The sequence below is a fragment of the Aeromonas fluvialis genome, from assembly GCF_000819885.1.
GTDB lineage: Bacteria > Pseudomonadota > Gammaproteobacteria > Enterobacterales > Aeromonadaceae > Aeromonas > Aeromonas fluvialis.
On the sequence record NZ_CDBO01000009.1, the window covers coordinates 15,072 to 33,928 of the forward strand.

Below are 18,857 nucleotides of genomic sequence, written 5' to 3' on the forward strand. Positions count from 1 at the left end.
CTTATCTCAATCCACCCACTCCTGCGGCTGATGTTTTGGCAGCCTCATCTCGACCAGCAAACCACCGAGGTCCGAGCTACCCAGCCGGATGGTACCGTGGTGCTGGGCAACGATCTTGGCCACAATCGCCAGCCCACTGCCGCCGACGGTGCGGGCAATATTCCCCTGGGTGAATGGCTTGAGCACTCGGGAGTAATCCTCCTCCGGAATGCCGGGACCATCATTAGAGAGGCGCAGACGCACCCAATGCCCGTCATCCTTCAACTCGGCGTGCAACCGACCCGCCCCATAGCGCAACGAGTTGCTTGAGAGGTTGTTCAATACCCGCCGTATGCTGACCGGATTGCAAGCGACTCGCACCGCCTCTTGCGGCAACGCCAGATCGACCTCCAACCCCTGCTCCGAGTAGAGCAGTAAGGAATCGTGTACCAGCTGGGTCAGGTCGATCGGCAATAAATCCAGCCCCTCATCCGGGCGGATATAGTCGATAAACTGATCGATGATGGCGTTGGACTCGTCGATATCCGAGTTGATGCTCTCCTTGAGATACTCGTCACTGGAGGACATCATCTCGGTCGCCAGCCGGATACGAGTCAGCGGGGTGCGCAGATCGTGGGATACCCCCGCAATCATCAGGTTTCGCTCCTCGATCAGGCTCTTGATGGAGTGCGACATATGATTGAAGGTGCGGGTCAGTCGCCTGACCTCTCGCGATCCCAACTCCCCCAGCGCCTCGGGGAAATGGCCTCTGGCCACCGCAACTGCACCAGCCTCGAGATCCTCGAGCGGGCGCACCAGCTGGCGGGCAAAGCGCCAGGCCGCAAACAAGGTGATCACCAGCAACATGCTCAGATAGATGATGAGGGGTTCGATATCGTCGTCTTCAATCTCGGTCAGCGGGATCCGTACCCAGATTTTGCTGGCCTGGGGCGGCTGGATCCAGATGATGTAGTGATCCTAGATCTCGACCCGCATCTTGGCCGGGCCACCCAGTTCACGACTGATGTTCTCTTCCAGATAGGGGTACGGCTTGGCATTGTTGAAGCCATGATGGATCGCCTCGCTCTGGGTATAGATGTCGGTGCCGGTCGCCACATAGACCAGCGCCTCGGCATCTTCACTCAGCGCCAGCTGATCGGTATTGACCGGAAAGATCAGCTTGACCTGATTGGCCAGCAAGTGACTGATCTGTTTGACGGTGGGAGCAAGCGGGAAACCTGCACGTCAATGCTGCGCTCGGTGGCGGTGTACTCGCGGCCACGGGCCAGATTCATCAGCTTGTCGCGGGAGAGCGGCTCACGGGGATGGCTGACCAGCACCTTGAGCACCGCAAATTCACCGCTGGTGAGCGCCATCGGCTCGCCATCACGGCTCAGCTCGCGGGTCGCCAGATTGAGCTGGAAGGCCCCGAAGTTGACGACCTTTTCCGCGACAGAGGGGGCCCCCGGCAGCTCGACGGTATGGCGACGCAGCACGGCACGGATCCGTGCCAGCAGTTCGCGGGGATTGAACGGCTTGGGCAGATAGTCGTCCGCCCCCATCTCGAGCCCGACGATACGATCCACCTCATCCCCTTTGGCGGTGAGCATCAGCACCGGGATCTGATTGCCCGCTTCGCGCAGACGGCGGCAGATGGAGAGCCCATCCTACCCCGGCAGCATCAGGTCGATGCACCATCAGACTGAAATTTTCACGAGTCAGCAAGCGATCGGCCTGTTCGCCATTGGCCACGCCGCGCACCACGAATCCCTGCTCGGTGAGATAGCGCTCCAACAGGGAACGTAATTTCAGGTCATCATCCACCACCAGGACCCTGTATTGCTGCTGACTCATTGCATTGCCTCTTCGTTCTTTCGCTGCCACCCATACTAGGGGGCAGCTGGCGGGAGCAAAGCACACATATGTTACCGGTTATTACCCATCCCGAGCGCGTGACGGGCCTCAAGCCCCCTTCACCAGCGCCGCCAGGATGGCGCCAGCCAAACAATCACGATTTCCCTCGACAGCGAGAGGACAAAAGCTAATATTCCCGAGCAGTTAGCGATGAATACCCCTCTTTGACCAGACCCGGATCACCATGAAGACAAAGCTGATCACCCGCGAAGGCTACAACAAGCTGAAAGAAGAGCTCGATCTTCTCTGGCGTCAGGAGCGCCCCGAGGTCACCAGGAAGGTGGCATGGGCTGCCAGTCTGGGGGATCGCAGCGAAAATGCCGACTATCAGTACAACAAGAAGCGGCTGCGGGAGATCGACCGGCGGGTGCGCTACCTGCGCAAATGCCTCGAAGAGCTGGGGATCGTCGACTATGCCCCCGCGCAGGAGGGCAAGGTCTTCTTCGGTGCCTGGGTCGAAGTGGAAAACGAAGAGGGCGAGACCAAGCGCTTTCGTATCGTCGGCTATGACGAGATCTTCGAGCGCAAGGATTACATCTCCATCGACTCCCCCATGGCCCGCGCCCTGCTCAAGAAAGAGGTCGGGGATGAGGCCATCGTCCGTACCCCAGTGGGTGACGCCTGCTGGTATATCAACGAGATCAGCTATCCCAAATAAACCAGCGCTGGCCCTGACGGCCAAATCTGCTGACGAGGCCAGGATGGATCGAGCATGCCCACCCACAGGGTATGACAAGAGTCATGTATGCCGGGGTGGCATCCCGCTGCCCGACCCCATATAGTGCTCACACTTGGCGCCTGATGGCGCGGACTCGACCACTGAGGCCATCAACAACATCATGATGCAAACCATAGAGAGACAGATTGCCGATGAGCTCAATGCTCGTCCGGAGCAGGTACAGGCTGCGGTACGCCTGCTGGATGAAGGCTCGACCGTGCCCTTTATCGCCCGTTACCGTAAAGAGGTGACCGGTGGCCTGGACGACAGCCAACTGCGCACTCTGGAGGGCCGCCTCGGCTACCTGCGTGAACTGGAAGATCGCCGTCAGGTGATCATTCGCTCCATCGAGGAGCAGGGCAAGCTGACCCCCGATCTGATGCGCGAACTGAATGGCGCCGACAGCAAGACCCGGCTGGAGGATCTCTACCTGCCCTACAAACCCAAGCGCCGCACCAAGGGGCAGATGGCGATCGAAGCAGGGTTGGAGCCGCTGGCCAATCTGCTGCTCAGCGACCCGATGCAGGATCCCGAGCAAGCGGCAGCCGCCTTCCTCAATCCCGAACAAGGCATTGCCGACAGCAAGGCCGCCCTCGATGGCGCCCGCTATATCCTGATGGAGCGCTTCGCCGAGCAGGCCGACCTGCTGGAGAAGCTGCGCGACTACCTGTGGCAAAACGCCACCCTGCGCGCCCGCGTGGTAGCAGGCAAGGAGCAGGAAGGGACCAAGTTCAAGGATTACTTCGAACACGACGAACCACTGCACAAGGCACCTTCCCACCGGGTGCTGGCCATGCTGCGGGGCCGCAACGAAGGGATCCTCAATCTGGCGCTGGTCACCGGTGAAGATGAGAGTGCCAGCCCCTGCGAAGGGATCATTGCCCACTACCTCAAGCTCAATCTGCAGAACCGCCCGGCCGACAAATGGCTGCAAGGAGTGGTGAGCTGGACCTGGAAGATCAAGCTCTCCCTGCAGATGGAGACAGAGCTGATCGGTCGCATCCGCGAGTCGGCAGAGGAGGAGGCGATCAAGGTGTTCGCCATGAACCTCAAGGATCTGCTGATGGCCGCCCCGGCCGGTATGTGTTGCACCATGGGGCTGGATCCCGGCATCCGCACCGGGGTCAAGGTGGCTGTCGTCGATGCTACCGGCAAGCTGGTCGACTACGCCACCATCTATCCGTTCGAACCGAAACGCCAGATTGACCAGAGCCTCAAGACCCTGAGCGAACTGTGCCAGAAGCACAAGGTAGAGCTCATCAGCATCGGCAACGGCACCGCCTCGCGGGAGACCGATCGACTGGTCAGCGATCTGTTCGAACGCTACCCCGCCACCAAGGCACAGAAAATCGTGGTGAGCGAAGCGGGGGCCTCGGTCTACTCCGCCTCCGAGCTTGCCTCCCAGGAGTTCCCGGATCTCGACGTCTCAATCCGTGGAGCCGTCTCCATCGCACGCCGCCTGCAGGACCCGCTGGCCGAGCTGGTCAAGATCGATCCCAAGAGTATCGGGGTGGGCCAGTATCAGCACGACGTCGGCCAGAGCCAGCTGGCCCGCCGACTCGATGCCGTGGTCGAGGATTGCGTCAACGCGGTCGGTGTGGATGTGAACACCGCCTCGGTTGCCCTGCTCAACCGGGTTTCCGGCCTCTCCCAGACCCTGGCCCAGAACATCGTCGCCTACCGGGATGAAAACGGCGCCTTCAAGAGCCGTCAGCAGTTGCTGAAAGTCAGCCGCCTCGGCCCCAAAGCCTTCGAACAGTGTGCCGGCTTCCTGCGCATTCGCGGTGGCAGCAACCCCCTCGACAGCTCGGCGGTACACCCGGAGTCCTATCCAGTGGTGGAACGGATCCTCGCCAAGCTGGAACAGAGCGTCGCTAGCCTGCTCGGCAACAGCAGCCTGCTGCGCAGCCTGAAACCGGCCGACTACACAGACGAACAGTTCGGCGTGCCCACCGTCACCGACATCATCAGCGAGCTGGACAAGCCGGGTCGCGATCCGCGCCCCGAGTTCAAAACCGCCACCTTCAAGGAAGGGGTGGAGAAGATCAGCGACCTGGTGCCCGAAATGGTACTGGAAGGGGTGGTCACCAATGTCACCAACTTCGGCGCCTTCGTCGATATCGGCGTCCATCAGGACGGGCTGGTGCACATCTCCTCCCTGACCGATCGTTTCGTCAAGGATCCCCGCGAGGTGGTCAAGGCGGGGGACATTGTGCGGGTCAAGGTGCTGGAGGTGGATGCCCCACGCAAACGGATCAGCTTGACCATGCGCCTCGACGAGAAGGCGGGACAACCTGCGCGCAAGCCAGCGGAGTCGCGTCACGCCACTGCGGGCAGCGCCAAGCCAAGAAATGAGCCCCGGCAAACTACCCCTGTGGGTGGCGCCATGGGCAACGCCTTCGCGGCGGCCCTCTCCAAAGCGAAAAAATAACGAAGCATTCCAGAACCCCTCTGAATACAAAAAGCCCCGCAAGGGGCTTTTATACAAGCGAAGATCAGGATTACTGCACCAGGGCAGCGAGAATACTCTCGGGCTCTCCATGGTGTGCCAGCACCTCGCGCAGCCGGTTGAATGCCTTGCAGGCCTCTTGCGGATACTTGCCGTAAGAGACGACGCCGGTGTGGCTCCAGCCAGCTACCAGCATCACTTTTTTCTTGAAATGGGTGCCTTCGGTCCCTCCTCCTCCGAGCTGCATCAGAAACTGCTCCATCTGCAGGTGGGGTGGAGGTACACGGGAGAAGGTAGTGAAATCTTCCGCTTTGACTTCGTCGAAATGCATATCTGCTCCTGTGGAATTGGACTGATCTTCAGGTTAGTTGCAAAACAACGAAAGCTTCTGAAAGTTTGGCGAACCTGATTCAGATATGCAGGCTGAGGGACTTTTTAGAGTCCGGACTGACAGCCTGTTGATAGTGGCCCGCGATGACGCGGTTACGCTTGTCCATATAGGCGCTCAGCACACCACCCGATGTCACGTTTTGCTCAGCCATCAGCTCTTTGCGAGCCCGGGATTCACTCGCGGCGGCACTGCGCGCGACCGACAGGTCTTGTGCGGAGGGCGCGGCAGGCGCCAATGCAGCTGCGCGGATCTGCTGCATCTTGGCGATGGTGGCGGCAGGGTCACCGGGTACGACACTGGTATCGATCTGGACTTCGCCACCTGTTGCATAACGCTTGCCATCCGGTCCTTGCGTAAACTGATAGGTGGGTGAACTGGCGTACTCACCTCCCGCTGACTGATGGGCCTGCTCGTGGGTGCGCACCTCCTTGTCACGTTCGATCAGATCCTGAACCTGCTGCTCTTGCCGCTGTTGCTGCTCCTGCTGTTTGGGATCTTGCTGCTTGCGCTGACCCTCTTCGCCGGTTGCCTCGACAAAGCGATTGTCTGGCAGTATCGTCGGCGCCGGTTGCCCGGTTTCACGGCTGTTCTGGGAGGTCTGATTGCTGGAGGCCTGACCGGCTTTGGATTTCTCTTTCTGGGAGCCGACTTCAGATTCGGCAACGGAGGCTTGACCCGCACGGGCCTGCGGGATCAGTTCTGCCCGGCGATTATCCGTCCTCGCCGCTTCCACCTGGGGTTGCAGCTGTGTCGGGATAAGAGGGGGCAGACTGACATTGATGTTCATCTCACACCCGGATGTCGATGAGGGTTCCCATCATCTCGCTGGCAGTCTGCACGACCTTGGCAGACGCACCAGCCTGCAGCTCGGCCACCTTGAGATTGACGAGCTCATCGGTCACTTGCACCCGATCCCCGCCGGGGGTGTTAAGACGTGCAATCTGATTGGATGCCTTGTCGGCAATCTGTTCGGCTCGCTGAAATCCCTGCACCCCACTGCTGAAAGCAGAATCAATACGCATGATGTTACTCCTCTGATCACAGATTAATTATCAGCCAGTCCAGAGGATTAATGAAGCTTGCCGGCTGTTTTTTAGCCAACAAAATCTCGAACGATTTCAATGAACTCGTCAGGATGGGAGATAAAGGGTGCGTGTGAGGCCTTATTGAGGGTCATGCTGCAACTGGCAGGGTAGAGGTCGTCCAGCAGGGGAATGGCCGCCTTGGGCACCAATGAATCCAGTCTGCCATAGATCCGCAACCAGGGCAGATCCAGTTCCCGCAGCGGTTCGCGCAGGTCAATGTCGGCCAACAGCGTCAGCCCCGCCTCAAGTGCGGCAAACTGGGGCGTCGGACGCTCGGCCAGCCAGTGGCGCAACTGACGGATATCGTCACGGGCATGTTCGCTGCCCATCGCCTGGATGGCGAGGAAACGCTCTATGGTCTGGCGAAAATCCCCCGCCAGCATCTGGTTGAAACTGGTCAGTACCTTGGGGGCGATCCCCGGCCACTCATCGCGGGCCATAAAACAGGGGGAGCTGGCCACAGTGACGAGGGAGTGCAACCGCTCGGGATGCGTCAGCGCCAGCTGGCTTGCCACCAGACCGCCGAGCGACCAGCCAAGCAGATGGCACTTCTGTGGCAAGATGGCGGCCACCTGCTCAGCAAGCCAGGGCAAGCTGTAATCCACCTCATCTGCCAGCGGGCTGTTGCCAAAACCGGGCAAGTCCACCAGATGCACCCGATAATCGGCTGCCAACTGTTGGGCAATGCCATGCCAGACCGCACCGTTCATCCCCCATCCGTGCAGCAGCACCAAATCGGCCCCTTGGCCAAACTGCTCTACCGATATACTCATCTAGACTCAAGATCCCTGTTCATGCTCTTGGGGTCAGCATGTTAAAGCGACTGCTCGCTAAAGCAAGCCTGCTGCTCGGCAGCCACAGCGACTGGCAAGGGATCTGCCTGCTCTGTCATCAGCCTTGCGACAACGAGCCCCTGCTCTGCAACTGGTGTCGGAAGGCGCTGCACCAGTCACAGCCAAGATGCCGCCTCTGTGCCGCACCGCTGGCTGACTATATAGAAGAGAGCATACAGGTCTGTGGCCGCTGCCAGCGCAGACCGCCCCCCTGGGAGCGGTTGCAGGTGGTCGGTGACTACAAGGCCCCCTACCCCATGCTGATCCCGCAGCTAAAATATTCCGGCCAGACCTTGCTGGCACCATTGCTGGCACGCCTACTGGCCGATCATCTGGATGGCAGCGATCAGCCTGAGGCGATCATTCCGGTCCCCCTCCACTGGTGGCGACAGTGGCGGCGAGGTTTCAATCAGGCGGAGGAGCTCGCGCAAGCCCTTGGCGAGCTCACCGGCATCTCCTGCGACAACTCGCTATTGCAGCGCATCAAGGCAACTCCGCAGCAAACAACCCTGAGCGCCGGGCAGCGACGGCGCAATCTACGCGGGGCATTCCGGATCCGCCCTCACCACTATCGCCACGTAGCCCTGCTCGATGACGTTGTGACCACAGGCGCCACCGCCGGTCAGCTAAGCCGTTTGCTCCATGAGAGCGGCATCACAAAGGTAGAAGTGTGGGCAATCTGTCGTACCCTCCGGCACAGCAAGTAGCCCTCGGCATGCTACCCAAGCATTAATAACCGCGTTATCATGAATACCCTAGTCGTACACTCAGGTTTATGAGGATAGTGATGATCAGCATTTCCGACACCGCCCAGGCCCATTTCCGTAAACTTCTGGAAAAACAGCCTGATGGCACCAATATCCGGGTGTTTGTGGTCAATCCGGGAACCCAGAATGCCGAGTGTGGCGTATCCTATTGCCCGCCCGACGCAGTGGACCCGGAAGACGAGCACCTCCCCTTCAGCGGCTTCGACTGCATGGTCGATCCCCTGAGCGCCCCCTTCCTGGTGGATGCCACCATCGATTTCGTGACCGATCAGATGGGCTCCCAGCTCACCCTGAAAGCGCCGAATGCCAAGATGCGTAAAGTGGCGGACGACGCGCCACTGATCGAGCGTATCGAGTACACCCTCATCTCCGAGGTAAACCCCATGCTGGCCGGCCACGGCGGCAAGGTGACCCTGACCGAATTGACCGAAGATGGCTACGCCATTCTGCAGTTTGGCGGCGGCTGTAACGGTTGCTCCATGGTCGACTACACCCTGAAAGAGGGGATCGAGAAGCAACTGCTGGAGAAGTTCCCGGGCGAGCTCAAGGGGGTGAAAGACGCCACCGAGCACCAGCGCGGCGATCACTCCTACTACTGATTTGTTGTGCTTGCGACGCAAAGAAAAGGCCCCGCCAGATGGCGGGGCCTTTTGCATGGGCAATCGTCCGATTACTCGTCCTTCTTGTCGCGCGACAGCAGGGCGATGGCAGCCTCTTTCGGGTTCTTACCCTCGTAGAGCACCTTGAAGATCTGCTCGCAGATGGGCATCTCGACGCCGCAGCGGGCCGCCAGAAGATGCACCTCCTTGGTATTGCGATACCCTTCCACCACCTGACCAATTTCGGTCATGGCGGTGTCGACATCTTTACCGGCGCCCAGCGCCAGCCCGAAACGACGGTTGCGCGACTGGTTGTCGGTACAGGTGAGCACCAAATCCCCGAGCCCCGCCATCCCCATAAAGGTTTTGGCATCGGCCCCCAGCGCCGCCCCCAGACGCTGCATCTCTACCAGACCCCGGGTGATGAGCGCGGTTCTGGCATTGGCGCCAAACCCGAGCCCGTCGGAGAGACCGGCCCCGATAGCGATGACGTTCTTCACTGCCCCACCCAGCTGCAAACCGACGAAATCCGGATTGGTATAGACCCGGAACGAACGGCCACAGTGCAGCAGGTGGGAGAGATCGTCGGCGAACTCGTCGTGGGTTGAGGCGACCGAGATGGCGGTCGGCAAACCGGCAGCCAGCTCCTTGGCGAAGGTGGGGCCGGAGATCACCGCCAGCGGCATCTCGTCACCCAGCACTTCGCGGGCCACATCCTGCAACAGACGGCCGCTGTCAGGCTCCAACCCCTTGGTGGCCCAGGCGATACGGGTATCGGGGCGCAGAAAGGGCTTGATCCGGGTCAGCACATCGCCAAATACATGGCTAGGCACGACCAGCAGCAGCACGGGGGCAGCTTGTACCGCACGTTGCAGATCCGCAGTCAGCTGCAGATCGGCAGGAAAAGGGACATCAGGCAAAAATGCCTTGTTGCAGCGGTCTTGTTCCAGCTCGGCGACATGGGCGGGGTCGTGACCCCACAGCAGGGTCGGGTGACCGTTGCGCGCCAGAGAAATGGCAAGGGCGGAGCCATAAGACCCCGCCCCCAAGACCGAGATAGCGATCTGGTCAGCCATTATCAGGCTTCCGCAGTCGCCTGCTGGGCCTGTGCTTGCGCCATGTGCTGGGCAAACAGGGCATCGAAGTTGACCGGTGCCAGGTTCAGCTGCGGGAAGGAACCCTTGCTCACCATGTTGGCCACGGCTTCGCGGGCATACGGGAACAGGATGTTCGGGCAGAAGGCAGCCAGGCAGTGAGCCAGTTGCGGCTCCGGCAAGTTACCGACGGTGAAGATACCGGCTTGCTGTACTTCGCACAGGAAGGCGGTTTCGGTTTCCAGTTTGCAGGTCACGGTCAGGGTCAGCACAACCTCGTACACGCTCTCAGCCAGGATGTTGGTCTTGGTATCCATATCCAGCTTGACGTCCGGCTGCCACTCTTTCTGGAAGATGTGCGGGGTGTTCGGCGCTTCGAAAGAGACATCCTTGGTGTAAACACGCTGGATGTGGAATTCCGGTTGTACTTCCTGGTTGTTGATCTCGTCAGCCATTTCGTTTGATTCCTTGTTATATGGGTAAGTGGGCTCAGGCCCTGCTTAAATCAGCGTTTCTTGGTTACCGGCAGATTTTCTGCACGCCATTGGGCCATGCCGCCGCCGAGCACATAAACCTGCTTGAAGCCAGCTTTGCTCAGCTGACGGCCCGCGCCGCCCGCAGTCATTCCCGACTCGCACACCACTATGATGGGGGCATCTTTATGCTTTTCAACCGGGCCCAGATTATTGCTCTGGATCTGGGTCAGCGGGAGGTGCTGGGCACCGGCCAGATGGCCCTTGGCGTACTCTTCCTGACTGCGAATATCCACCACGGTGGCATTCTCGCGGTTGATAAGCAGGGTCGCGGTGTGGTTGTTGACGGTTTTGACCGGAGACAAACGGGCACGCACCGTGGTGTAAACCAGGGTGCCAGCCAGACCCAACCAGGCGGCGGTCAGCAGCGGGTTACGGGCCGCAAAATCCAAATACTCTTGCATCTTCTACTATCCAGGGACCAAGACAAGGGCCCGAGTATACATGGGGGTATTGATAAGATCAGCCATCTTGGCAGCAAAGCGCGAGCAGGCTCCCATCATCATTGGGCAGCGAGCATGGCAGGAAGGGCGTGGCTTGCGGGGCCGCGGGAGCGCCCCTTGGCTATCAGGTGACTATTTCGGCAGATGTAGTAATATTACGCTAGTTTCATTTCCCGCATTCTTTCCACTCCGAGAGGACATACTCTTATGTCAACAGCTAAGAAACCTTTGGTTCTGGTCATCATGGACGGTTGGGGCTACAGCACCAAGCAAGAGCACAACGCCGTCGCTGCCGCCAAGACCCCCAACCTCGATCGTCTGGCCCGTGACTACACCAGCACCCTGATCTCCGGCTCCGGCCTGGATGTGGGTTTGCCGGATGGCCAGATGGGCAACTCCGAAGTGGGCCACGTCAACATAGGTGCCGGTCGCATCGTCTATCAGGAGCTGACCCGCATCTCCAAAGACATCAAGGATGGCGACTTCTTCCAGAACGTCGAGCTGGCCAAGGCTGTTGACGCTGCCGTGACCAACGGCAAAGCCGTTCACATCATGGGCCTGATGTCCCCGGGTGGCGTACACAGCCACGAAGAGCACATCATGGGCATGATCGAAATGGCTGCCAAGCGTGGCGCCGAGAAGATCTATCTGCATGCCTTCCTGGATGGCCGCGACGTTCCGCCGCGCTCAGCCCAGTCCTCCATCGAGCTGTTCGATGCCCTGTTCGCCAAGCTGGGCAAGGGTCGTTTCGCCTCCATGATCGGCCGTTACTTCGCCATGGACCGTGACAACCGCTGGGATCGCGTGCAGCAAGCCTATGACCTGATGACCCAGGGCAAGGGCGAGTTCACCGCCGAGAGCGCTACCGAAGCACTGGCTGCCGCCTATGCTCGCGATGAGAACGACGAGTTCGTCAAAGCCACCCGCATCGGCGAAGCTGCACCGATGGAAGATGGCGATGCGCTGATTTTCATGAACTTCCGTGCTGACCGTGCCCGTGAAATCACCCGCGCTTTCGTTGACGCCGACTTCACCGGCTTCGCCCGTGCAGTTGAGCCCAAGCTGAACTTCGTGATGCTGACCGAATACGCGGCCGACATCAAAACCGCCTGCGCCTACCCGCCGACTGCCTTGGTCAACACCCTGGGTGAGTGGCTGGCCAAGCAGGGCAAGACCCAGCTGCGCATCTCCGAAACCGAGAAGTACGCTCACGTCACCTTCTTCTTCAACGGCGGTGAAGAGTCCTGCTTCACCGGCGAAGATCGCGAGATCGTGGCCAGCCCGAAAGTGGCAACCTATGACCTGCAGCCGGAGATGAGCTCCGAAGAGCTGACCGACAAGCTGGTTGCGGCCATCAAGAGCGGCAAGTACGACGTCATCATCTGTAACTACCCGAATGGCGACATGGTTGGTCACACCGGTGTGTTCGATGCTGCCGTCAAAGCCTGTGAAGCCGTTGACCACTGCATCGGTCGCGTCACCGACGCGCTGCGCGACGTGGGTGGCGAGTGCCTGATCACTGCCGACCACGGTAACGCCGAAAAAATGCAGGACGAAGAGACTGGTCAGGCCCACACCGCCCACACCAATCTGCCGGTTCCGCTCATCTATTTCGGTCGCAAAGCCGAGGTTGCTGAGGGTGGCAAACTGTCCGATCTGGCCCCCACCATGCTGACCCTGATGGGTCTGCCGGTGCCGCCGGAAATGACTGGCAAGCCCCTGATGATTCTGAAATAATCCTTCCCCATGCGGGGATGCGAAGTTATTTCACAGAAAACCAGTCGCGTCGGCCTGTTGGCCGGCGCGCTGTTTTTTTGCCTGCTGGGTGGCGCCACGCCTGTCGTTGCCGCCAACCAGCAGTTGGGGACCATGCAGTCCCAGATCAAAGAGCAACAGAAGACCATCAAGCTCAGCAAGCAGGAGCTTGCCAAGCTCAATACCCAGCTCAAGGCTGACGAGCAGGCCATCTCGGCCGCCGCCGCCAAACTCAACCAGACCAGGCAGCAGTTGAAGCAGAACCAGCAGACGCTGGCGACCCTGCAAAAAGACAAGCTGGCGCTGGAGCTGCAAGCCAAACACCAAAAGCAATTGCTGGCCAAGCAGGCGGAGAGCGCCTTTCAGGCGGGCAACCACGACTACCTCAAACTGCTGCTTAATCAGCAGGATCCGGCCAAACTGAGCCGCTCACTCGACTACTACGACTACCTCAACAAGGCCCGCATCGAGGCCATCGATGCGCTGCGCGCCACCCGCGACCAGCTGGCAAAAAACCAGCTGGCTACCAAAGAGACCGAGAGCAAGCTGCAAGCCCTGCTAAGCGAACAGCAGGAGCATCACCAGACCCTGCAGGCCAGCCAGCAGAGCCGGGCCAAGGTGCGCAACCAGTTGCAGCAGTCGGTACAGGATGACGAGCAGAAGCTCACCAAGCTGGTCAAGGCGGAGAAGGCGCTGAAAGCCCGACTGGAAGAGCTGCGCCGCAAGCGAGAAGAGCAGGAGCGCCGTGAACGGGCCGAGCGGGAACGGCTGGCCAAGCTGAAAGCGGAGCAGGAGCGTCAGCGCAAGCTGGCCGAACAGCGCCGCGCCGAGCAACAACGACTCGCCGCCCAGCAGAACAAAACCGTCAAACCGGCAGAACCGGCAGAACCGGTCGAAGAGGTAGCCAGCAGCAAACCGGAGCGCGGCTCGGGCATCAGCAGTGCCGGTCACTACAGCGGTCTCAAGACCAATGGCAGCCTGCGCTGGCCGGTACAGGGGCCGATCCTCATCTCCTACGGTTCGCCGCGCACCGCCCAGCTCAAGTGGAAAGGCACCCTGATCGGCGCCAGCGAAGGGACCCAGGTCAAGGCCGTCGCACCCGGGCAGGTTGTCTATGCCGACTGGCTCGACGGCTTCGGCATGCTACTGGTGATCGACCACGGCCGTGGCTACATGAGCCTCTACGGTCACAACCAGTCGCTGCTACGTCATGTCGGCCAGAATGTCGAGCAGGGTGAACCGGTGGCGCTGGTCGGCGACAGTGGCGGCCAGGACAGACCGGGCCTCTACTTCGAAATTCGCTATCAGGGCGAGGCGATCAACCCGACCAAATGGCTGGCCAAGGGTTGAGTTAACCCGGCCAACAAGCGCGTCACACGCTCACTAGCAAAAGCCTGCCTCACGCAGGCTTTTGTCATCTCAGGAGCGCCCTCCCCACTGTCGGTCCCATTTGATGAAAAATTACCTAATTTTTCGCTCGGCTCAGGGGAAGACAACCAGACCGATCTGCTCCAGCAAGATCTGCTGCTGATCCTCGTTGATCTGCACTCCCTGCAGATCGACCCGGCGCAGATCCAGCCCAGGCAGATCGCACTGGCGCAGATCGCAGCCCTGCAGCTTGAAGCTGGTCCAGTCAATCTGGCCAAACTCGGAGCCGCTGAGATCGGAACCCGCCAGCGAGGCACCAAACAGGTTGGCTCCCTGCCAGCGGTTGCCGGTCAGCTCGCACTTCTCCAGCAGGCAGCCCTCGAAGCTGGCGTAGCTGAAGTTGTTGCCGGTCAGATGGGCCTCGCAGAAGTAGCTTTTGGCGGTGATCTGGTTGGCGAAGCTGGCATGGCTGAAGTTGATGCCGACCGCCTGACAGTCGCGCATCTCCAACCCCAGACACTGGCTGCGGCTGCAATCGGCCATGGTGAGATCACAGCACAGGAAGCTGGCCTCGCGCAGATCGCAACCCTGCAACAGGCAGCCCCGTTCACTCTCCCGATCGTAGAAGCTGCAGTCGATGAAGCGGCTATCGCTCAGATCCAGCCAGGAGAAGTTGCAGCCGATAAAGCGGCACTCCGAGAACTGCTCCCCCTCCACATCCTGCTGCCCGAACCTGACATCCACGAACTGCTTGCCTCTGATCATCGGAAAACTCCTGCAAAAACGGCTTCATATGCTGACTTTATCCGCCAAAAACGGTAATGTTACATGTAACATCCACGCTGGACACCCCTATGAGCCCCACCCGCAAGCGCCGCCCCACCCTGCAAGATATCGCCGACCAGACCGGCGTGACCAAGATGACTGTCAGCCGCTATCTGCGCGACCCGCAAACTGTGGCGGAGGGGACCCGCGAGCGGATCGCCGCGGTGGTGGAAGAGCTGGGTTATATTCCCAACCGGGCGCCGGATATACTCTCCAACGCGACCAGCAAGGCGATCGGCATCCTGATCCCCTCACTCTCCAACCAGGTCTTCTCGGCGGTGATCCACGGCATCGAGTCGGTGACCCGACCAGCCGGTTACCAGACCCTGCTGGCCCACTACGGCTACAGCCCGGAGCGGGAGGAGGAGCAAGTCGCGTCCCTGCTCTCCTATCACGTGGATGGGCTCATCCTCTCCGACAGCCAGCACACCGAGCGCACCCGCAAGATGATCGCCACCGCCGGCATTCCGGTGGTGGAGACCATGGATCTGCCGCAAACCCCCATCGACATGGTGGTCGGCATGGATCATAGAGCCGCGGCCCGGGCCATGGTAACAGAGATGCTGCGCCGGGGCCGACGCAAGGTAGTCTATCTGGGGGCGCGGCTCGACGTGCGTACCCAGCTGCGGATGGAGGGTTACTATCAGGCGATGACCGATTTCGGCCTCACCGGCCAGCATCTGCTGACCGAACAATCCTCCAGCTTCACCCTGGGGGGCGAGCTGCTGGATCAGGTGCTGGTGCGCTATCCCGACCTCGACGGCCTGTTCTGCACCAACGATGACCTGGCGGTGGGCGCCCTGTTGCAGTGTCAGGCAAAGTGGATCCCGGTGCCCCAGCAGATCGCCATCGCCGGTTGCAACGCCCTCGACATTGGCCACGCCATGACACCCAAGCTGGCCAGTATCGCCACCCCGCGCGAAGCGATCGGTCGGGAGGCGGCCACCATGCTGCTGGCACGTCTCAACGGCCAATCGCAACCCGACACCCGCAAGGATATCGGCTTCTCCCTCTATGTCGGGGAGAGTCTGGGGTAATCCCTTCCCTCACCCACTTACGTCACGCCGATAACAAACAGGCCACCCGAGGGTGGCCTGTCTGGTTTTCTGCACAACTGACGCTTAGCGTTTAACCATTGCAACCGCTTCGCGGGAGAGGCGGGTCACCTCTTCCCAGTTGCCGCTCTTGACCGCATCGGCCGGCAGCATCCAGGAGCCGCCGACGGTGGCCACGCACTTGAGCGCCAGATAGTCGGCCACGTTTTTCGGGCCGATACCGCCGGTAGGGCAGAACTTCACCTGGGGCAGCGGCGCGGCAATGGCGGAGAGCGCCTTGGTGCCGCCGTTCGCTTCGGCCGGGAAGAACTTCAGATGGTCATAACCCGCTTCCAGCGCCTGCATCACTTCAGACGGGGTAGCGACGCCCGGGATCAGCGGTGCAGTGCTCTTGGCCGCGTGGGCCAGCAGGGCCGGGGTCATCCCCGGGGAGATGACGAAGCGGGCACCGACAGCAACGGCTGCGTCAAACTGCTCGCAGTTGAGCACGGTACCGGCACCGACCATGGCATCCGGCATCGCCTTGGCGATGAGGGCGATGGCATCGAGCGCCACCGGGGTGCGCAGGGTGATTTCGAAGACGGAGATACCGCCGTCGAGCAGCGCCTTGGCCATCGGCAGGGCCTGATCCAGCTCGTTGATAACCATCACGGGTACCAGCGGGGAGGCGGCAAACACCTCGGCCGGGGTCACTTTCCAGTTCTGCATAGCTCTTCCTTAGTCAGCTCTTAATCAAAGATGGTAGCGCCACACTCGGCGCTCGATACCGCGCGACGCATCACGCTGAACAGTTCACGGCCCCACCCCTCTTGTTCCAGAGTGAGGTCAATCTCGGCCTGGGTACGGCCACTCAAATCGGTCAGGCAGTCGAGGCGACCACTCACCGCATCCACCCGCAGCAGATCGCCGTCGGCAAGCAGGCCGATGGCCCCGCCGTGCAGCGCTTCCGGAGTGACGTGGATGGCGGCCGGGATCTTGCCGGAAGCGCCGGAGAGACGGCCATCGGTGACCAGCGCCACCTTGTAACCCGCCTTCTGCAGGTTGCCGAGCACCGGCATCAGCTTGTGCAGCTCCGGCATGCCGTTGGCGGCCGGGCCATTGTGGCGCACCACGATCACGGCGTCCTGATTGAGATCGCCCGTCTTGTAGGCCGCTTCCACCGCATGTTGGGAGGAGAAGACCCGCGCCGGGGCTTCAATCACCCGATACTCGGGCGCGACGGCAGAGACCTTGACCACGGCGCGGCCCAGATTGCCCGCCAGCAGCTTGGTGCCGCCAGTCGCATTAAATACGCTACCCGTGGGAGAGAGCACGCTCGCATCGCTGCTTTCACCGACCGGCAGCCATACCAGCTGGCCATCGACCAGTGCCGGACGGGTGAGGTAATCCTGCATCTCGCCAAAGACCGGGGTGGCATCCATGTGGATCAGCCCCTCTTCGGCCAGACGACGCATCAGACCCGGTACACCACCCGCCTGTTCGAAGGCGTTGACGTCGGCCGGGCCGTTCGGGTACATGCGCACCAGCAGCGGCACCACGTCAGAGAGATCGCTGATGTCATCCCAGGTCAGTACCAGACCGGCTGCGCGGGCCAGCGCCACCATGTGGATGCTGTGGTTGGTGCTGCCACCGGAGGCGAGCAGGGCCACCAGACCGTTGACCAGTGAACGCTCGTCCAGCACCTCACTCAGCGGGCGATAGGCCGGGGAGCCCGGGATCATGGCGCTGATGCGGCGGGCCGCCTCATCGGTCAGGGCGTGGCGCAGTTCGCTATGGGGGTGTACGAACGCCGAACCCGGCAGCATCAGGCCCATGGCCTCGAATACCAGCTGGTTGGTGTTGGCGGTGCCGTAGAAGGTGCAGGTGCCTGCCGCGTGGTAGGCGCCGCACTCCATCTCGAGCAGGGCATCGCGACCCACTTCACCGGCGGCGTACTGCTGGCGCACCTTCACCTTTTCATCGTTGCTGATGCCGCTTGCCATGGGGCCAGCAGGAACAAATGCCGTCGGCAGGTGAGCGTGGGAGAGCGCCCCCATGATCTGACCCGGAGCTATCTTGTCGCAGATGCCGAGCAGCAGGGTGGCATCGAAGGTGTTGTGAGAGAGCGACAGCGCGGTGGCCTGAGCAATCAGGTCGCGGGAGAAGAGGGACATGTCCATCCCCGGCTGACCCTGAGTCACCCCGTCACACATCGCCGGAACGCCGCCAGCAACCTGAGCGCTGTGACCCAGTTCAGCCAGCGCCAGCTTGATCTGGTCCGGATAGCCCTGATAGGGCTGATGGGCACTCAGCATGTCGTTGTAGGCAGTGACGATACCGACGTTGGCACGGGTCATGTCGAGAATGCGGCCCTTCTCGTCACTGCTGCAGGCGGCCACGGCGTGGGCCAGGTTGCCGCAGGCCAGCGCGGCGCGGGTCTTGCCCTGCTCTGCCTGACGCTGGATGCGGGCCAGAAATGCCTGACGACGGGCGACACTGCGTTCGCGGATGCGGGCGGTGACGTCGGAAATGACCTGATGAATCATTGGGCTTGCTCCAAGGCTGTGACGGCGCGGTCAACCACCTGTTCGAAGGTGCCGTCGATATCAATGTGGAAGACACCGGCTTCGCCATCCGGGCGCTCCAGGGTATCGAACTGACTTTGTACCATGCTTTCGCGCATGAAATGGCCCTTGCGGGCCCGCATCCGCTCGAGGATCAGCGGCTGGCTGCCATCAAGGAAGATGAAATTGACCGATTCGTTGCCTTCGCGGATCTGGTCGCGGTACTTCTTTTTGAGGGCGGAACAGACGATGATGCCGGTCTCGTTCTTCTGCTCAAGGCTATAGGCGGCGTCACGGATCCGCTCCAGCCAGGGGGCGCGGTCCTCATCGTTGAGGGGGTTGCCGCCTGCCATCTTCTGGATGTTGGCCTTGGGATGCAGATCATCACCATCGATGAACTTGGCGCCCAGTGCGTCGGCCACTTTCAGACCCACGCTGGATTTGCCGCTACCACACACACCCATCACGATAATGCACTTACCCGCCATAATTTGACCTCTGTCCCA

20 protein-coding genes and 1 pseudogene are annotated in these 18,857 nt (G+C 60.9%); 7 read left to right on the plus strand and 14 right to left on the minus strand.

All coding sequences use genetic code 11. From position 1 onward, the window contains the following. Positions 1–6: 6 nt before the first annotated feature. The 3 genes and pseudogenes from envZ to BN1125_RS19635 form a co-directional block, all read right to left on the minus strand. Positions 7–1,209, minus strand: a pseudogene (envZ, locus tag BN1125_RS01670) (two-component system sensor histidine kinase EnvZ); the annotation flags it as partial. Beyond that, the gene (locus tag BN1125_RS19630) at positions 1,155–1,589 is read right to left on the minus strand and encodes a winged helix-turn-helix domain-containing protein (RefSeq protein ID WP_280136057.1); all 435 of its coding nucleotides are present in this window, start codon (positions 1,587–1,589) and stop codon (positions 1,155–1,157) included. The pseudogene envZ and the gene BN1125_RS19630, both read right to left, overlap by 55 nt. Further along, positions 1,567–1,833 (minus strand): response regulator transcription factor family protein, encoded by a 267-nt coding sequence (locus BN1125_RS19635; RefSeq protein ID WP_280136055.1) that lies wholly within the window; start codon positions 1,831–1,833, stop codon positions 1,567–1,569. The genes BN1125_RS19630 and BN1125_RS19635 overlap by 23 nt, the downstream gene beginning before the upstream one ends. A gap of 244 nt (positions 1,834–2,077) precedes the next feature. On the opposite strand from BN1125_RS19635, the gene greB reads away from it, so the two are divergent. Both greB and BN1125_RS01685 read left to right on the plus strand, forming a co-directional pair. Beyond that, entirely contained in the window at positions 2,078–2,551 is a 474-nt protein-coding gene (gene greB, locus BN1125_RS01680; RefSeq protein ID WP_042010213.1) for a transcription elongation factor GreB, read from the plus strand. Positions 2,552–2,732: 181 nt separating this feature from the next. Next, positions 2,733–5,042, plus strand: a complete 2,310-nt coding sequence (locus tag BN1125_RS01685; RefSeq protein WP_042010310.1) for a Tex family protein — start codon at positions 2,733–2,735, stop codon at positions 5,040–5,042. A 70-nt stretch (positions 5,043–5,112) separates the two neighbouring features. Here BN1125_RS01685 and BN1125_RS01690 read toward each other — a convergent pair whose 3' ends face one another. From BN1125_RS01690 to bioH, 4 genes are all read right to left on the minus strand, one after another. Beyond that, positions 5,113–5,391 (minus strand): hypothetical protein, encoded by a 279-nt coding sequence (locus BN1125_RS01690; protein ID WP_042010214.1) that lies wholly within the window; start codon positions 5,389–5,391, stop codon positions 5,113–5,115. Positions 5,392–5,470: 79 nt separating this feature from the next. Next, complete coding sequence (locus tag BN1125_RS01695) at positions 5,471–6,238, minus strand: putative metalloprotease CJM1_0395 family protein (RefSeq protein WP_042010216.1); 768 nt, start codon at positions 6,236–6,238, stop codon at positions 5,471–5,473. 1 nt (position 6,239) lies between these two features. Beyond that, positions 6,240–6,473 carry a flagellar hook protein FlgE gene (locus BN1125_RS01700; protein ID WP_042010218.1) on the minus strand — a complete coding sequence of 78 codons (234 nt, stop codon included), beginning with the start codon at positions 6,471–6,473 and terminating at the stop codon, positions 6,240–6,242. 71 nt (positions 6,474–6,544) lie between these two features. Beyond that, complete coding sequence (bioH, locus tag BN1125_RS01705) at positions 6,545–7,309, minus strand: pimeloyl-ACP methyl ester esterase BioH (RefSeq protein WP_042010221.1); 765 nt, start codon at positions 7,307–7,309, stop codon at positions 6,545–6,547. A 38-nt stretch (positions 7,310–7,347) separates the two neighbouring features. Here bioH and BN1125_RS01710 point away from each other — a divergent pair, with 38 nt between their 5' ends. Together BN1125_RS01710 and nfuA are read left to right on the plus strand one after the other, a co-directional pair. Then, complete coding sequence (locus tag BN1125_RS01710) at positions 7,348–8,076, plus strand: ComF family protein (RefSeq protein ID WP_042010222.1); 729 nt, start codon at positions 7,348–7,350, stop codon at positions 8,074–8,076. 80 nt (positions 8,077–8,156) lie between these two features. Beyond that, positions 8,157–8,735, plus strand: a complete 579-nt coding sequence (gene nfuA, locus BN1125_RS01715; protein WP_042010224.1) for a Fe-S biogenesis protein NfuA — start codon at positions 8,157–8,159, stop codon at positions 8,733–8,735. Positions 8,736–8,806: 71 nt separating this feature from the next. Here nfuA and gpsA read toward each other — a convergent pair whose 3' ends face one another. The 3 genes from gpsA to BN1125_RS01730 are packed head-to-tail and all read right to left on the minus strand — an operon-like array spanning position 8,807 to position 10,766. Next, positions 8,807–9,811, minus strand: coding sequence for an NAD(P)H-dependent glycerol-3-phosphate dehydrogenase (gpsA, locus tag BN1125_RS01720; RefSeq protein WP_042010226.1), 1,005 nt, complete (start codon positions 9,809–9,811; stop codon positions 8,807–8,809). A 2-nt stretch (positions 9,812–9,813) separates the two neighbouring features. Next, a complete protein-coding gene (gene secB / locus BN1125_RS01725) occupies positions 9,814–10,284 on the minus strand; it encodes a protein-export chaperone SecB (protein ID WP_042010228.1) in 471 nt (156 codons plus the stop codon). A 50-nt stretch (positions 10,285–10,334) separates the two neighbouring features. After that, a complete protein-coding gene (locus BN1125_RS01730) occupies positions 10,335–10,766 on the minus strand; it encodes a rhodanese-like domain-containing protein (RefSeq protein ID WP_005340640.1) in 432 nt (143 codons plus the stop codon). A gap of 246 nt (positions 10,767–11,012) precedes the next feature. On the opposite strand from BN1125_RS01730, the gene gpmM reads away from it, so the two are divergent. Together gpmM and envC are read left to right on the plus strand one after the other, a co-directional pair. Continuing rightward, positions 11,013–12,542: a 2,3-bisphosphoglycerate-independent phosphoglycerate mutase gene (gene gpmM, locus BN1125_RS01735; protein ID WP_042010230.1), complete on the plus strand. Its 1,530-nt coding sequence runs from the start codon at positions 11,013–11,015 to the stop codon at positions 12,540–12,542. Between the two features lie 9 nt (positions 12,543–12,551). Then, positions 12,552–13,910: a murein hydrolase activator EnvC gene (gene envC / locus BN1125_RS01740; RefSeq protein ID WP_042010232.1), complete on the plus strand. Its 1,359-nt coding sequence runs from the start codon at positions 12,552–12,554 to the stop codon at positions 13,908–13,910. A 132-nt stretch (positions 13,911–14,042) separates the two neighbouring features. Here the strand turns inward: envC and BN1125_RS01745 are convergent, their stop codons facing one another. Then, positions 14,043–14,693, minus strand: a complete 651-nt coding sequence (locus BN1125_RS01745) for a Qnr family pentapeptide repeat protein (RefSeq protein WP_042010234.1) — start codon at positions 14,691–14,693, stop codon at positions 14,043–14,045. A gap of 89 nt (positions 14,694–14,782) precedes the next feature. Between BN1125_RS01745 and BN1125_RS01750 the strand changes: the two genes are divergently transcribed. Next, positions 14,783–15,790: a substrate-binding domain-containing protein gene (locus BN1125_RS01750; protein ID WP_042010235.1), complete on the plus strand. Its 1,008-nt coding sequence runs from the start codon at positions 14,783–14,785 to the stop codon at positions 15,788–15,790. Between the two features lie 84 nt (positions 15,791–15,874). Here the strand turns inward: BN1125_RS01750 and BN1125_RS01755 are convergent, their stop codons facing one another. From BN1125_RS01755 to BN1125_RS01765, 3 genes are read right to left on the minus strand one after another with little or no spacing between them, the layout of a single operon-like run. Further along, entirely contained in the window at positions 15,875–16,516 is a 642-nt protein-coding gene (locus BN1125_RS01755) for a bifunctional 4-hydroxy-2-oxoglutarate aldolase/2-dehydro-3-deoxy-phosphogluconate aldolase (RefSeq protein WP_042010237.1), read from the minus strand. Between the two features lie 20 nt (positions 16,517–16,536). Further along, positions 16,537–18,333, minus strand: coding sequence for a phosphogluconate dehydratase (edd, locus tag BN1125_RS01760; protein WP_042010238.1), 1,797 nt, complete (start codon positions 18,331–18,333; stop codon positions 16,537–16,539). After that, positions 18,330–18,839, minus strand: coding sequence for a gluconokinase (locus BN1125_RS01765; RefSeq protein ID WP_042010240.1), 510 nt, complete (start codon positions 18,837–18,839; stop codon positions 18,330–18,332). Before BN1125_RS01765 ends, edd begins: the two co-directional genes overlap by 4 nt. Positions 18,840–18,857: the final 18 nt, after the last annotated feature.

Excerpts from the sequence above, each read along its gene's own strand:
- BN1125_RS19630 (WP_280136057.1), bottom strand. The coding sequence starts at position 1,589 with ATGCTCACCGCCAAAGGGGATGAGGTGGATCGTATCGTCGGGCTCGAG.
- BN1125_RS19635 (WP_280136055.1), bottom strand. The coding sequence starts at position 1,833 with ATGAGTCAGCAGCAATACAGGGTCCTGGTGGTGGATGATGACCTGAAA.
- greB (WP_042010213.1), top strand. The coding sequence starts at position 2,078 with ATGAAGACAAAGCTGATCACCCGCGAAGGCTACAACAAGCTGAAAGAA.
- BN1125_RS01685 (WP_042010310.1), top strand. The coding sequence starts at position 2,733 with ATGATGCAAACCATAGAGAGACAGATTGCCGATGAGCTCAATGCTCGT.
- BN1125_RS01690 (WP_042010214.1), bottom strand. The coding sequence starts at position 5,391 with ATGCATTTCGACGAAGTCAAAGCGGAAGATTTCACTACCTTCTCCCGT.
- BN1125_RS01695 (WP_042010216.1), bottom strand. The coding sequence starts at position 6,238 with ATGAACATCAATGTCAGTCTGCCCCCTCTTATCCCGACACAGCTGCAA.
- BN1125_RS01700 (WP_042010218.1), bottom strand. The coding sequence starts at position 6,473 with ATGCGTATTGATTCTGCTTTCAGCAGTGGGGTGCAGGGATTTCAGCGA.
- bioH (WP_042010221.1), bottom strand. The coding sequence starts at position 7,309 with ATGAGTATATCGGTAGAGCAGTTTGGCCAAGGGGCCGATTTGGTGCTG.
- BN1125_RS01710 (WP_042010222.1), top strand. The coding sequence starts at position 7,348 with ATGTTAAAGCGACTGCTCGCTAAAGCAAGCCTGCTGCTCGGCAGCCAC.
- nfuA (WP_042010224.1), top strand. The coding sequence starts at position 8,157 with ATGATCAGCATTTCCGACACCGCCCAGGCCCATTTCCGTAAACTTCTG.
- gpsA (WP_042010226.1), bottom strand. The coding sequence starts at position 9,811 with ATGGCTGACCAGATCGCTATCTCGGTCTTGGGGGCGGGGTCTTATGGC.
- secB (WP_042010228.1), bottom strand. The coding sequence starts at position 10,284 with ATGGCTGACGAGATCAACAACCAGGAAGTACAACCGGAATTCCACATC.
- BN1125_RS01730 (WP_005340640.1), bottom strand. The coding sequence starts at position 10,766 with ATGCAAGAGTATTTGGATTTTGCGGCCCGTAACCCGCTGCTGACCGCC.
- gpmM (WP_042010230.1), top strand. The coding sequence starts at position 11,013 with ATGTCAACAGCTAAGAAACCTTTGGTTCTGGTCATCATGGACGGTTGG.
- envC (WP_042010232.1), top strand. The coding sequence starts at position 12,552 with ATGCGGGGATGCGAAGTTATTTCACAGAAAACCAGTCGCGTCGGCCTG.
- BN1125_RS01745 (WP_042010234.1), bottom strand. The coding sequence starts at position 14,693 with ATGATCAGAGGCAAGCAGTTCGTGGATGTCAGGTTCGGGCAGCAGGAT.
- BN1125_RS01750 (WP_042010235.1), top strand. The coding sequence starts at position 14,783 with ATGAGCCCCACCCGCAAGCGCCGCCCCACCCTGCAAGATATCGCCGAC.
- BN1125_RS01755 (WP_042010237.1), bottom strand. The coding sequence starts at position 16,516 with ATGCAGAACTGGAAAGTGACCCCGGCCGAGGTGTTTGCCGCCTCCCCG.
- edd (WP_042010238.1), bottom strand. The coding sequence starts at position 18,333 with ATGATTCATCAGGTCATTTCCGACGTCACCGCCCGCATCCGCGAACGC.
- BN1125_RS01765 (WP_042010240.1), bottom strand. The coding sequence starts at position 18,839 with ATGGCGGGTAAGTGCATTATCGTGATGGGTGTGTGTGGTAGCGGCAAA.